Origin of the sequence: Isoptericola sp. NPDC060257, assembly GCF_042726645.1 — a bacterium.
In the GTDB taxonomy this organism is placed as follows: Bacteria; Actinomycetota; Actinomycetes; order Actinomycetales; family Cellulomonadaceae; genus Isoptericola; species Isoptericola nanjingensis.
Window position 1 is genome coordinate 1 of the sequence record NZ_JBHXAW010000100.1, and the last position, 13555, is coordinate 13555.

Here is a 13555-nt window from a genome sequence, read left to right on the forward strand (position 1 = left end):
GGCCTACGCTGGGCCGGTGAGCAACGGCACCGTCACCTCGACGCGCGAGTACACGATCCCCGGCGTCCACGTCACCGACCGCACCCTCACGGTGCCGCTGGACTGGTCGCGCCCCGACGACGGGCGCACGATCTCCCTCTTCGTCCGCGAGCTCGTGGACCCCACGAGGCGCGCCGACGACCTGCCGCTGCTCGTCTTCCTCCAGGGCGGCCCGGGCGGCAAGGGTCCTCGCCCCACCGGCCCCGACGGCTGGGTGGGCGCGGCGCTCGAGCGGTTCCGCGTGGTGCTGCTCGACCAGCGCGGCACCGGCCGCTCGACGGCGGTCCGCGCTGGCGCGCTCACCGCGCTGGGGTCCGCCGAGGCCCAGGCCGAGCACCTGACCCGGTTTCGCGCCGACTCGATCGTCGCCGACGCCGAGCACGTGCGGAAGACCGTGTACGGCGCCCGGCGCTGGTCGACGCTCGGTCAGTCGTACGGCGGGTTCCTCACGCTCACGTACCTGTCGCGCGCCCCCGAGGGCGTGTCCGCGTCGTACGTCACGGGCGGGCTGGCGGGCCTCACCGCGAGCGCCGAGGACGTCTACCGGCGCACCCAGCCGCGCGTGGTCGCCAAGAACGCGCTCTACCGCGAGCGGTACCCCGACGACGTCGACCGCGTGGCGCGCATCGCCGACCGGCTCGCTACGGGCGACGTCCGCCTGCCCGGCGGCGACGTGCTCACCGTCGAGCGGTTCCAGACCCTCGGCATGGCCTTCGGCATGGGCCCCGGCTTCGAGCGCGTGCACTGGATCGTGGACGAGGCCTTCGACGACGCCGCGCCGGACGACCTGACCGACACCTTCCTCGCCGAGGTGGAGGCCGCCACGGGCTTCGCCACCAACCCGATGTACGCCGTCCTGCACGAGTCGATCTACGCGCAGTCCGGCACCGGCGCCACGGCATGGGCGGCGCAGCGGGTGCGCGACGACGACGCGTCGTTCGACGCCGACGCCCGGCCGCTGCTGTTCACGGGCGAGATGATCTACCCCTGGATGTTCGAGCAGGTCTCGGCGCTGCGCCCGTTCCGCGCCGCCGCCGAGGCGCTGGCCGCGCGCACCGGCTGGGACGACCTGTACGACCTCGACGTCCTCGCCCGCAACGAGGTGCCGCTCGAGGCCGCCGTCTACCACGACGACATGTTCGTCGACGCCGGGCTCTCGCTGGAGACGGCGGCCCACGTCGGGAACGCTCGCGCCTGGGTGACCAACGAGTTCGAGCACGACGGCCTGCGCCTGGGCGACGTCTTCCCCCGGCTCCTCGCCCGCATGGACGCCCGCGGGGGCGCGCGCCCGTGACCGCGCCGGCCGGGCGGCGGCGCACCCCTCAGGTCGCCGCCGTCCAGGCCTTCCCGGGCCAGTACGCCCACTCCTCGAAGTCCGCGACGCGACCGTCGGGGGCGAAGCGCAGCACCCACAGGTCGCGGTACTCCTGCTCCCGGGGCGCGGTGTAGCCCACCTCGACCCGGACGACGGCGACGTCGCCCTCGACGGCGAGCGGCTCGGCCGCCATCGTGAACGCCGAGTCCTGGTCGACGGTCCAGAACCCGCGGATCGCGTCGTGGCCCACGAGCTCCTCGGGGTCGTAGGGCGAGCGCGCGTACCGCGCGTCCGGCGTGAACAGGCGCGCGACGGCGTCGGCGTCGCTCTCGCGCCATGCCTGCTCGTACCCCGCGACCCAGCTCCGTACCGACTCCCGGTCCACCATCCGTGCAGTATGACGGCGGACGGCGCGCCACACCCGTTCGGGACGTCGCTGCAGGTGAGGGCCGGTTCTCGCTACCGTGCGGGGCGTCGAAACCCTCACGACCAGGAGCTGATCGCGATGACCCACGACTCCCCCGTCCCCGACCTCCCCGTGCTCGAGACCGACGTCCTCGTCGTCGGCACCGGGCCCGCGGGCGCCTCGGCGGCCCTCTTCCTCGCCACCTACGGCACGCGCGTCGTGGTGGTGACCAAGTACGGCCGCCTCGCCGACAGCCCCCGCGCGCACATCACCAACCAGCGCACGATGGAGGCGCTGCGCGACATGGGGCTCGAGGACGCGCTGCTGCGCGAGGCGACGCCGTGGGACTCGATGGGCAACACGACGTTCTGCACGAGCCTGGCGGGCGAGGAGCTCGGGCGCATCCCCTCCTGGGGCACCGACACGGCGCGCCGCGCCCGGTACGAGCTGCAGAGCCCGAGCCCGATGGTCGACGCGCCGCAGACCATCACCGAGCCGATCCTCGTGCAGGCGGCGCAGGAGCGCGGGGCGACCGTGCGCTTCGACACCGAGTACGTCGACCACGTGCAGGACGCCGACGGCGTCACCACCACCGTCCGCGACCGGCTCACCGGGGCGACCTACCGGGTGCGCTCGCGCTACCTCGTCGGTGCCGACGGGGCGCGGAGCAGGGTGGCGGAGCACCTGGACCTGCCCTACGAGGGCCCGGGGGCCGTGGGCGGGTCGCTGAGCATCGTGTTCGAGGCCGACCTCTCCAGCTTCGTCGCCCATCGGCCGTCGGTCCTCTACTGGATGCTGCAGCCGGGCGCGGAGCGCGAGGGCGTGGGGCTCGGCGTGCTGCGCATGATCAAGCCCTGGACCGAGTGGATGGTCATGTGGGGCTACGAGGTCGCCGCCGGCCCGCCGGAGCTCACCGACGAGTTCGTGCGCGAGCTCGCCGTGAACCTCGTGGGCACCGACGACTTCGAGATGCGCGTGAGGTCCGCGTCCCCGTGGACCGTGAACCACCACTACGCCACGACCCTGGCGAGGGGTCGCGTCTTCTGCGTGGGCGACGCCGTCCACCGGCACCCTCCGACGAACGGCCTGGGCTCGAACACGTCGATCCAGGACTCCTACAACCTCGCCTGGAAGCTCGCCCACGTCGTCGCCGGGACGGCGGACCCGGCGCTGCTGGACTCCTACGACGCCGAGCGGGCCCCGGTCGCGCGGCAGATCGTCGAGCGCGCCAACCAGAGCATCGCCGACACGGGCCGCATCCTCGCCGCGCTGGAGCTCGAGGACACGAGCGACCCCGCGCGGCTCGAGGCCCAGCTCGAGCTCCGCAAGGCGCCGGGCGCGGACGGCGAGCGGGTGCGCGCCGCCCTGCGCGAGGCCATCGCCTTCAAGCAGTACGAGTTCGACGCGCACGGGGTGGAGCACAACCACCGGTACGCCTCGGGCGCGGTCCTGCCGGACGGCACGCCGGAGCCGGAGTTCGCGCTCGACCCCGAGCTGTACGCCCAGCCCACCACGTGGCCGGGCGCCCGGATCCCGCACACCTGGGTGACCGTCGACGGCGTCAAGGCGTCGACCCTCGACCTCGTCGGGCAGGGGCGGTTCGCGGTCGTCACCGGGATCGGCGGGGAGGCGTGGGTCGACGCGGCCGGGGAGCTCGGCGAGGAGCTCGGGCTGGACCTCACGACCGTCGCGATCGGCCCCGGCCGCGACGTCGAGGACCCCTACGGGACGTGGGCGGACCTGCGGGAGATCGAGGACTCCGGGGTGCTGCTCGTCCGCCCGGACCTGCACGTCGCGGCCCGCCGGGCGAGTGCTCCCGCCACGGCGGCCGAGGCGCGGGAGTGGCTCGCGGCCGCCCTGTCCGCCGTGCTCGGCCGCGGCCCCTCCGCGACGCCCGACGAGCCCGCCGCCGAGGCGGTGCTGGCCGGCGTGTGACCTGACCGTGAGCCGTCCCGCCGCCCTCGGCCGTCGAGGGCGGCGGGAACCGCGGGGTACCGTCGTTCGTCGGACTGTCGGGCCGGCCCCGTCGTCCGGCGCACGCACACACGAAGGTGACACCAGCATGAGCTCGACCTCCCCCACCCCGATCCTGCGCGCGTCCGGCCTCGTGGTCGGCTACGGCGGCCCTGCGATCCTCGAGGGGATCGACCTGGAGCTGCTGCCCGGGGCGGAGCCCGTGGGCGTGGTGGGCGAGTCGGGCGCCGGGAAGTCGACCCTGGTGCAGGCGCTGCTGGGGCAGCTGCGCATCCGCGAGGGGCACGTGACGTTCCAGGGGCGGACGGTCGCCAAGCTCGGCCGGCGCGACAAGAAGAGGTTCCGCGCGGCGGTGCGCACGGTCGCGCAGAACGGGCTCGACGTCGACCTCCGCTGGACCGTGGAGCGCGCCGTCTCCGGTGCGCTGTCGGACGCCCGCAAGGCCGGCCGCGCGAGCGGTCGCACCGTGGCGGACCTGCTGGACGACGTCGCGCTCGAGCCGCACTTCGCGAAGCGCGCGATCTACTCCCTCTCCGGCGGGGAGAAGCAGCGCCTCGCGCTCGCCCTCGCCCTGGCCACCCGCCCCGAGGCGCTGCTGCTCGACGAGCCGCTCACCGCCGTCGACCCGGCGATGCGCGGCGAGATCGTGCGCCGCCTCACCGACGCCACCCGCGCCGAGGGCACCGCGGTGCTGCTGGTCTCGCACGACGTCGAGCTGGTCGGCCGGCTGTGCCCGACCGTGCACGTGCTCGCGGACGGCACGTTCGTCGCCTCGGGCCCGATGGGCGACGTCCTGGCCGCCGGCTCCGACGACGACGCGCACCCCGCCGTCCGTGGCCTCGCCGAGGCGGCGCCCCTCGCGGCGCAGCGCTTCCGCTGACCTGGTCTCTCGCGGCGCCACCACCCGGTTCCTGACGACACGCCCCCGACGAGACGTTACCGACGGAACCGGGCCGCGCCGCGACGCGTTCACCGGGTGACGACACCGGGGCGACCGACGGCGCCTCGGCCGCCGACCGACCGAGAGGACCCCGGTGGACGCGGACACCTGGTGGAACATCGCGCTCGTCCTGCTCTTCGTGCTCCTGGGCGGCGTGTTCGCCGGGACGGAGTTCGCCCTCGTCTCGCTGCGGGGCACGCAGATCGACCAGCTCGAGCGCAGCGGCCCTCGCGGCCGCCGGGTGGCCGGGATCGCCCGCGACCCGAACCGTTTCCTGGCCGCCGTGCAGATCGGCGTCACCGTGGCGGGCTTCTTCTCCGCGGCGTACGGCGCGTCCACCCTGGCGCCCGACGTCGCCCCCGCGCTCGAGTCCCTCGGCCTCCCGGAGGGCGCCGCCGCGACGGTCGCGCTCGTCGGCCTGACCCTCGTCGTCGCCTACCTGTCGCTGGTGCTCGGCGAGCTCGTGCCCAAGCGGATCGCGCTGCAGCGCACCGCGCAGGTCGCCCTGGCCGTCGGGCCGCCGCTGGACCGCTTCGCCGTGCTGATGCGGCCCGTCATCTGGCTGCTGTCGCGCTCGACGGACGCCGTCGTGCGCCTGCTGGGCGGCGACCCCAGCCTGCGCTCGGAGGAGATCACCGAGCAGGAGCTGCGCGACCTCGTCGCAGCCCACCCGGGCCTGCACGAGGACGAGCGGCGCATTCTCTCGGACGTCTTCGCCGCCTCGGAGCGCAACCTCGGGGAGGTGATGCGCCCCCGGGGCGACGTCGTCTTCCTGCGGGCGGACCTGCCGCTCGCCGAGGCCGAGGAGCGCACGCGCGACCTGCCCTACTCGCGGTACCCCGTCACGGGCGAGGACGTCGACGACGTGCTCGGTTTCGTGCACGTGCGCGACCTCGCCCGCGGCGCGGGGGCGCCGTCGGCCGGCCGGCGCACGGTGCGCGACGTCGCCCGGCCGGTGCTCGACCTGCCGGCGACCGGACGCCTGCTGCCGACCCTCGCCGAGATGCAGCGCACCCGCACGCACCTCGCGCTCGTCGTCGACGAGTACGGCGGGACGGACGGCATCGTCACGCTGGAGGACCTCGTCGAGGAGCTCGTCGGCGACATCCGCGACGAGCACGACCCGCTCGCCGCCGTGCACGTGGCGGGCACGTACGACGCCGGTCTCACGATCGAGGACTTCGCCCGGCTCACCGGCGTCGAACTGCCCGACGGTCCGTACGAGACCGTCGCGGGTTACGTCCTGGCACGGCTGGGGCGCCTGGCCGAGACCGGCGATGCCGTCGTGGTCGACGACGCCGGCCCCGCCACGGACCACCCGGATGCGGACGGCGAGCACGTCCTGCGCGTGACGGCGGTGGAGGACCGCCGCATCCGCGAGGTCCGCCTCGACTGACCTGCGTGCTGCCCCGACCTGCCGCCCGCACCATCAGGAGGGGTCGGCGGCGGGGGCGTGCCGCTGCAGGAAGGCGAAGACGTCGGTGTCGTCGACGCCGGGGAACGCACCGCGCGGCAGCGCCGCGAGCACCTGCTGGTGCATGCGGGCGCTGGGCCAGGCGACGCCGTCCCAGCGCTCGGCGAGCTCGGCGGGCGGGCGCTGGCAGCACGACGGGTCGGGGCACGTGGAGGCGTGCCGCACCTGGGTGTCGCGCCCGCGGAACCACTTGGCGTGCGCGTACGGCACGCCCACGGTGATGGAGAACTGCCGCCCGTCCGCGCCGGTGCCGGTCTGGACCGAGTCCCAGAAGGTGCCCGCCGGGGTGTCGGTGTACTGGTACGACTCGGTGGCGCGGTCGCGGCGCGTGAACGCCTCGCGCCCCGCCCACCAGCGGCACACGAGCTGACCCTCGATGGCGCCGGTCACGTCCTGCGGCAGGGGCAGCCCGTCGTTGGCGTACCCGCGGAACAGCGCGCCGTCGTCGCCCACGCGCAGGAAGTGCAGCGGGATGCCGAGGTGCACGGTGGCGAGGTTGGTCAGGCGCATGGCCGCGGCCTCGTGGGTGACACCGAACGCGTCGCGGAAGTCCTCGACCGCCAGGTCCTTCTCCCGCTTGCGCCGCTGCAGGAACTCCACCGCGACCGACTGCGGGATGAGGCAGCTCGCCGCGAAGTAGGTGATCTCCACGCGCTGCTGCAGGAACTCGGCGTAGCTGCGCGGCCGTTCGTGGTCCAGCACGCGGTGCGCGATGGCCTGCAGCGCGAGCGAGCGCAGCCCGTGCCCACCCGGGATGGACGCCGGCGGCAGGTAGATCCGGCCGTTCTTCAGGTCCGTGACCGACCGCGCCGACCGCGGCAGGTCGTCCACGTGCAGGATGGTCAGTCCCAGCTGCTCGGCCATGCGCGCCACCGTGCGGTGCGTGAGGGCGCCCGCCCCCGCGTACCCGGCGCGGTGGGTCAGCTCCTCGCCGAGCGCCTCGATCTGGGGCAGGTAGTTGTCGCGTGCCTGGCGCTCGTGGCGCAGCTCGGTGTTCGCGCGACGCGCCTCCTCGGGGGTGGCGATCGCCTCCTCCTCGCGTCGCGACAGCTCCGTGTGCAGGCCGACGAGCTGCTCCAGCACGGGCATCGGGAGCTTCTGGCTGGGCTTGACCGACGGCAGGCCGAGCGCCCCGAAGAGCGGTCCGCGCTGTGCGCGCTCCAGGGCGATCTCCAGCTCCGCCCGGCGCGACGGCGGCTCGTCGGCGAGCAGGTCGGGCACGGCCACACCCACGGCGTCGGCGATCGAGCGCAGCAGCGACAGCCTCGGCTCGCGCCGTCCGTTCTCGATCAGGGACAGCAGGCTCGGCCCCGAGCCCACCCGCTCCCCCAGCGCCTCGAGCGTGAGGCCACGCGACGTGCGCGCGTGCCGGATGCGCCGGCCGAGGGTGATGAGGTCCGGCGAATCCGTCCCCGGGACGTCCTTGGCAGCCATGGTTTGACGGTACGTGAAGATCGGCAGTTCTTCACAGCCGATCCGCTGGAAAGTCGGTGCGACGGGGAGGGAGGCTGGAGACAGCCCACCCGGCCGCGCACGCCGGGGCCTCGACGGACGGAGCACCCGATGACCTTCACCGCGAACCCGCGCCGCACGCGACTCGCGATCGCCGAGCTCGCCCCGGACGTCCTGGCCCCCAGCGCCCTGGCGCCCGCGGAGCACGCCGGCGCGGCGTCGTCGCGCGCCACCGCGCCGTCGCCGCGGGACCCCCGCGCCTGGGTCCGGGAGGTCGCCGAGCTCACGCAGCCCGACGAGATCGTGTGGTGCGACGGCTCGCCCGCGGAGAAGCAGCGCCTGCTCGACCAGATGGTCGAGGCCGGCACGCTGATCAAGCTGGACGAGGCGAAGCGACCGAACTCCTACCTCGCCCGGTCGAACCCGTCCGACGTCGCCCGCGTCGAGTCGCGCACCTTTATCTGCTCCGAGCGCGAGGAGGACGCCGGCCCGACGAACAACTGGCGCGCACCCGCCGAGATGCGCCAGGTGCTGACCGGGCCGGACGGCGTCTTCGCCGGCTCGATGCGCGGCCGCACCATGTACGTGGTGCCGTTCTCGATGGGACCCGTCGGCGGCCCGATCTCGCAGGTGGGCATCGAGATCACCGACTCGCCGTACGTCGTCGTGTCGATGCACGTCATGACGCGGGTCTCGTCGCAGGTCATGGACCTCATCGACGGCGGGCAGCAGTGGGTGCCGGCCGTGCACACGGTGGGCGCCCCGCTGGCGGACGGCGAGGCCGACGTGCCGTGGCCCTGCAACGACACGAAGTACATCGTCCACTACCCCGAGTCGCGCGAGATCTGGTCGTACGGCTCCGGCTACGGCGGCAACGCCCTGCTGGGCAAGAAGTGCTTCGCGCTGCGCATCGCGTCGGCGATGGCCCGCGACGAGGGCTGGCTCGCCGAGCACATGCTGCTCGTCCGCGTGACGTCGCCGGAGCAGCGGCAGTACCACCTCGCGGCCGCGTTCCCGAGCGCGTGCGGCAAGACGAACCTCGCCATGCTGCGCCCGACCATCCCGGGCTGGACGGTCGAGACGCTCGGCGACGACATCGTCTGGATGCGCCCCGGCCCCGACGGCCGCCTGCGCGCCATCAACCCCGAGGCGGGCTTCTTCGGGGTCGCGCCGGGCACGGGCGTCGAGACCAACCCCACCGCCGTCGAGACCTTCACGCACGACGCGATCTTCACGAACGTGGCCCTGACCGACGACGGAGACGTGTGGTGGGAGGGCCTCACGCCCGAGCCGCCGGCGCACCTGATCGACTGGCAGGGCAACGACTGGACGCCCGGCTCCGACACCCCGGCCGCGCACCCGAACTCCCGGTTCACGGTGTCGGCGGCGCAGTGCCCGTCCATCGCGGACGTCTGGGAGGACCCGTCCGGCGTGCCGGTCGACGCGATCGTCTTCGGCGGCCGCCGCGCCACCAACGTGCCGCTCGTCACCCAGGCGACGAGCTGGGCCCACGGTGTCTTCATGGGCGCCACGATCAGCTCCGAGCGGACGGCCGCGGCCGAGGGCACGGTCGGCGAGCTCCGTCGTGACCCGTTCGCGATGATGCCGTTCTGCGGCTACAACATGGCCGACCACTGGTCGCACTGGCTGGCGGTGGGCAAGGGCCTCGACGCCGACAAGCGGCCCAAGGTGTTCCAGGTGAACTGGTTCCGCAAGGGCGAGGACGGCAGCTTCCTGTGGCCCGGGTTCGGCGAGAACTCGCGTGTCGTCGAGTGGATCGTCACCCAGCTCGACCGGGCGCGCGGCCTGCGCACCGACGCCGGCGCCGTGCACTCCCCCGTCGGACTGCTGCCCGCGGAGGGCGCGCTGCGCACCGAGGGCCTCGACCTGTCCGACGACGACCTCGCCGCCCTCTTCGACGTCCCCGCCGAGGCGTGGCTCGCCGAGACGGCGCTGACCGGCGAGTTCTTCGAGACCTTCGGCGACCGCGTGCCCGACCAGCTCTGGGCGCAACTCTCCCTGCTGCGCGAGCGGCTCGGCGCGCGCGGCTGACCCACGGACCCGGGCCCGCCGGAGAGGCACCGGCGGGCCCGTACCCCTCGCTCGGCGCGGCAGTCCGGGTTCGCGGCGGCAGTTCGTCCTGCCGCGCCGAGCCGAGACTGCCGCGCCGAGCCGTGTCGGGCGTCAGGCGTAGACCGTGCCCATGAGCTCGCGGACGTCGGCGAGCGTGCGGTCGGCGACCTCGTTCGCCCGGACGTTCCCCCGGGCGAGGACGTCGCGCACGACGGCGGGACCGTCGGCCGCCAGGGCGGCCCGCCGCTCGCGCAGCGGGCGCAGGCCCTCCACGACCGCCTCCGTCACGACCGCCTTGAGCCGCCCCGCCCCGGCGTCGCCGACCGACGCGGCCAGCGCGTCCGGCGTCGTACCCGCGAAGTGCGCGCCGATGCGCAGCAGGTTCGCCACCTCCGGCCGGGCCTCCGGGTCGTAGGCGATGTGCCGCTCGGAGTCGGTGCGGGCGCGGCGGAAGAAGCGCACCGTCTCGTCCTCGGTGGCCCGCAGCTCGAGCGCGTTGCCGCGCGACTTGCTCATCTTGGCGCCGTCGTTCCCCAGCACGGTGAGCGACGGCGTGAGCAGGGCATCCGGCTCCGGGAAGTACGGGCGGGCGCCCGCGTACCGCTGGTTGAACCGCCGGGCCACCGTCCGCGTGGTCTCCAGGTGCGGCAGCTGGTCGAGCCCGACGGGCACGAGGTTGCCGTGGCAGAACAGGATGTCCGCCGCCTGGTGCACCGGGTAGGTGAAGAGCAGGCCGGACATGCCCCGCCCCTGCCGCTTCTCGGCGTCCGCGGCCTCCGCCTTCACGGTGGGGTTGCGCTCCAGCTCGGCCACGCTCACCAGCGACAGGAACGGCAGCAGCAGCTGGTTCAGGGCCGGCACCGCCGAGTGGGTGAACACGGTGGAGCGCGCCGGGTCGATGCCCGCGGCGAGGTAGTCGAGCACCACCTCGCGCACGACGGCGGGCAGGTCGCCGGTGTCGTCGCGGTCGGTGATGACCTGGTAGTCCGCGACGACGAGCACCACCTCGACGCCGGCGTCCTGCAGACGCACCCGGTTGTCGAGCGTGGCGAGCAGGTGGCCCAGGTGCAGCGTGCCGGTCGGCCGGTCGCCGGTGAGGACGCGGAAGCGGCCCGGGTCGCGCGAGATCTCCCTCTCGATCTCGGCGGAGCGGGCCTGCGCGACGCCGGCGCTCGTCGTCGCGGGGGTGGGGGCGGTCAGGACGGTCGGTGCGGTCATCGGTGCGGCTCCTCAGGGGATCGCCGCCCGTCGGACCGGTCCGGACACGAGAACGTCCCGGCTGCGACGGGCAGCTCGGGACGGGGACGTGGGTGCGTCGGGTCAGGGCTGCGGAGGCAGCCACCACCAGCACGCGCGCGTCGTCATGACGTCAGCCTACGCCTGGGCGGCCAGGCAGAATACGGGTCGTGATCCGCTGCCTGTTCGCCCTGTCCCTCGGCGTGCTCGCGGCGTCGATCCTCGGCGACGCCCTCACCGGCGACCCGCTCTACGGCACCCTGCTCGTCGTCGCGATCGTGGTGGCGAGCATCGGCCTGCCGCTCACGATCATCGGCGGCGTCGTGGGGGGCCTGGGCGGCGCGGACCCGAAGAAGGTCGCCGCGGCGAAGGCCGCGGGGCGCACGACGCTCGCCCGGGTGACGGGCATCCGGGCCACCGGGTCGGCCGTCGACGACCAGCCGGTGTGCGAGATCGAGCTGCTGGTCGTCCCCCGCCAGGGGCACGGGCCCTACCGCACCACGACCCGGCAGGTGGTGAACCTGGCGCGGCTGGCGGCGCTGCAGCCGGGTGCCGTCGTGGTCGTGACCCAGCTCGACCCCGAGCGCCCGGAGGTGGTGCTCGACGACTCCCCCGATCACGACTGGCTGCGCCGCGCCGAGACCGACCGGCAGGTGCGCGACCTGCGCGACGCCGACGTCTGGGAGGCGCCGCGCCGCGGGCGGGCGCCGGGCGCGATCCGGCGCATCCCGTTCGTCGTCTTCCCCGTGCTGGCCGTCGTCGGCTTCGCCGCGGCGCTCTACCCCGCCTGGGACGAGGCGGGCCGCCTGGTCGAGACGCGCTCGATCGACACCGTCCGCGCCGAGCACGACGCCGCGGCGGCCGCCGAGACCTCGATGTTCACCCCGGGGAACCTGCGGCCCGCGATCGACGCCGTGCTCGCGCTGTCGGGGGACGAGGTCACGGAGGTCTACGTCTTCGACCAGTGGGTGCGGGTCACGGCCCCCACCTCGCCGGGGGCCACCACGACCGACGAGTGGCAGTACCGCGACGGCGAGGCGACCCGCGAGGGCGCGTCGCTCATCCAGCCGGAGCCCGAGGACGTGCCCCGTGCACTGTTCGACGCCTCGGAGATCGGCTGGGAGGACCTGCCGCCGCTGTTCGACGAGACGGAGCGCCTCACCGGGATCGACGACGCCGACGACCCGATGCTGTGGGTCGCGCGCGAGGTCTGGGCCGACGAGAAGCCCAGCGACCCGCGGGTCCACGTGTCGGTCTCCGACGACTACCACGACGGGTCGGTGGACTTCTCCGCCGACGGCGAGGTGGTCGGCACCTCCGGCGGCGCGCCGGGCTCCGAGGCCGCCGCGGCGGAGGGCGGGGCCTGACCCGCCCGACCGACGGGACGCACCGCGGCGCGGCGGTGGCGGCCGGCGTGGTCAGATTCTCCCGTGGAGAGCGCAGCGCGACAGAGGGCCGAGAGCGCCCGCGGACCCGTCCCGATCCTGGGCCGCGACGCCGAGCTCGCCCGCGTCGAACGCCTCGCCGCCCCGGGTTCGGGCGGCGTGCTGCTCCTCGTCGGGGAGCCTGGGCTGGGCAAGACGACGCTGCTGGAGCACGGTCGCGAGCTCGCCCGCCGGGCGGGACGGCACGTCCTCACGGCGCGGTGCGCGCGCGGCGAGCGCGAGCTGCCGTTCGCCGCGCTGCACCAGCTCCTGCTGCCGCGTCTCGACCGCCTCGACCGTCTGCCGGCACCGCAGGCGCGCGCGCTCGGGGCAGCCCTCGGTCTGCACGAGGCCACGGCCGTCCCGGACCGGCTGCACCTGGCGGCGGGGGCGCTCACGCTCCTGGGCGACGTGGGGCCCTCCACGAGCGACGGCTCCGGCGACAGCGGCACCCTCGCCGTCGTCGACGACCTGCACTGGGCGGACGACGCCTCCCGCGACGTCCTGCTCTTCTGCGCCCGGCGGCTGGCCGACGCGTCCGCAGGGACGTCTCTCCTCCTCTCCACGCGGCCGGAGTCACCCGAGCCCCTCCCGACGATCACGCTGTCCAGCCTCGACCCCCGTGACGCCGCCCGGGTCCTCGACCTGCAGCCGGTCCCTCCCGCCGCGGCCGTGCGGCACGACCTCATCCAGCACGCGGCCGGCAACCCCCTGGCGCTCGTCGAGCTGTCCCGCGCAGACGCCGCGGTGCCCTCGCCCGCGCCGCCCGACGGCCCCTGGCCGGTGAGCGAGCGGATCGAGCGGGCGTTCGCCTCCCGACTCCCCGCGCTGCCCGCGCCGACGCGCTGGCTGCTGCTCCTCGCCGCGGCGGCCGACGGCGACGACCTCGCGCCCGTCCTCGCCGCCGCCGGTGAGGTGCCGGACGACGATCCGCTGGTCGCGTGGGCACCGGCCGAGACCGCGGGCCTCGTCCACCTGGACGGGCCCCGCTTCCGGTTCCGCCACCCGCTGGCACGCGCCGCGGTCTACCACGCTGCGCCCTTCGCGGAACGGCGCGGCGCACACCTGGCCCTGGCCGAGGCCGTCGACGACCTCGACCGGCGCGCCTGGCACCGCGCGGCAGCCGCCGTCGGCCCCGACACCGCCGTGGCGACCGAGCTCGAGGCCACGGCCGACCGGGCCCGCGACCGAGGGGGCTGGGCCGCGAGCGCCCGCGCGCTCG

At 74.9% G+C, this 13555-nt stretch carries 10 protein-coding genes; 7 read left to right on the forward strand and 3 right to left on the reverse strand.

The genetic code is table 11. The features are described 5' to 3' along the window. Positions 1-16 precede the first annotated feature (16 nt). Positions 17-1333: an alpha/beta fold hydrolase gene (locus ACFWEK_RS10280; RefSeq protein ID WP_430553983.1), complete on the forward strand. Its 1317-nt coding sequence runs from the start codon at positions 17-19 to the stop codon at positions 1331-1333. 28 nt (positions 1334-1361) lie between these two features. Here the strand turns inward: ACFWEK_RS10280 and ACFWEK_RS10285 are convergent, their stop codons facing one another. Further along, complete coding sequence (locus ACFWEK_RS10285; RefSeq protein WP_430547720.1) at positions 1362-1742, reverse strand: YybH family protein; 381 nt, start codon at positions 1740-1742, stop codon at positions 1362-1364. A gap of 117 nt (positions 1743-1859) precedes the next feature. Between ACFWEK_RS10285 and ACFWEK_RS10290 the strand changes: the two genes are divergently transcribed. From ACFWEK_RS10290 to ACFWEK_RS10300, 3 genes are all read left to right on the forward strand, one after another. Next, positions 1860-3695, forward strand: coding sequence for an FAD-dependent oxidoreductase (locus ACFWEK_RS10290; protein ID WP_430553984.1), 1836 nt, complete (start codon positions 1860-1862; stop codon positions 3693-3695). A gap of 127 nt (positions 3696-3822) precedes the next feature. Next, a complete protein-coding gene (locus ACFWEK_RS10295) occupies positions 3823-4614 on the forward strand; it encodes an ABC transporter ATP-binding protein (protein ID WP_430553985.1) in 792 nt (263 codons plus the stop codon). A 154-nt stretch (positions 4615-4768) separates the two neighbouring features. After that, complete coding sequence (locus ACFWEK_RS10300; RefSeq protein ID WP_430553986.1) at positions 4769-6070, forward strand: hemolysin family protein; 1302 nt, start codon at positions 4769-4771, stop codon at positions 6068-6070. A 33-nt stretch (positions 6071-6103) separates the two neighbouring features. Here ACFWEK_RS10300 and ACFWEK_RS10305 read toward each other — a convergent pair whose 3' ends face one another. Next, the gene (locus ACFWEK_RS10305) at positions 6104-7582 is read right to left on the reverse strand and encodes a helix-turn-helix domain-containing protein (protein ID WP_430553987.1); all 1479 of its coding nucleotides are present in this window, start codon (positions 7580-7582) and stop codon (positions 6104-6106) included. A gap of 129 nt (positions 7583-7711) precedes the next feature. On the opposite strand from ACFWEK_RS10305, the gene ACFWEK_RS10310 reads away from it, so the two are divergent. Further along, on the forward strand, positions 7712-9652 hold the full coding sequence (locus tag ACFWEK_RS10310) for a phosphoenolpyruvate carboxykinase (GTP) (RefSeq protein WP_430553988.1): 1941 nt from the start codon (positions 7712-7714) through the stop codon (positions 9650-9652). 132 nt (positions 9653-9784) lie between these two features. On the opposite strand, the gene trpS is transcribed toward ACFWEK_RS10310, so the two are convergent. After that, positions 9785-10891: a tryptophan--tRNA ligase gene (gene trpS / locus ACFWEK_RS10315; protein WP_430553989.1), complete on the reverse strand. Its 1107-nt coding sequence runs from the start codon at positions 10889-10891 to the stop codon at positions 9785-9787. A 188-nt stretch (positions 10892-11079) separates the two neighbouring features. Here trpS and ACFWEK_RS10320 point away from each other — a divergent pair, with 188 nt between their 5' ends. Next, entirely contained in the window at positions 11080-12276 is a 1197-nt protein-coding gene (locus tag ACFWEK_RS10320; RefSeq protein ID WP_430553990.1) for a hypothetical protein, read from the forward strand. Between the two features lie 63 nt (positions 12277-12339). Beyond that, on the forward strand, positions 12340-13555 hold a 1216-nt coding region (locus tag ACFWEK_RS10325; protein WP_430553991.1), incomplete at its 3' end, for an AAA family ATPase.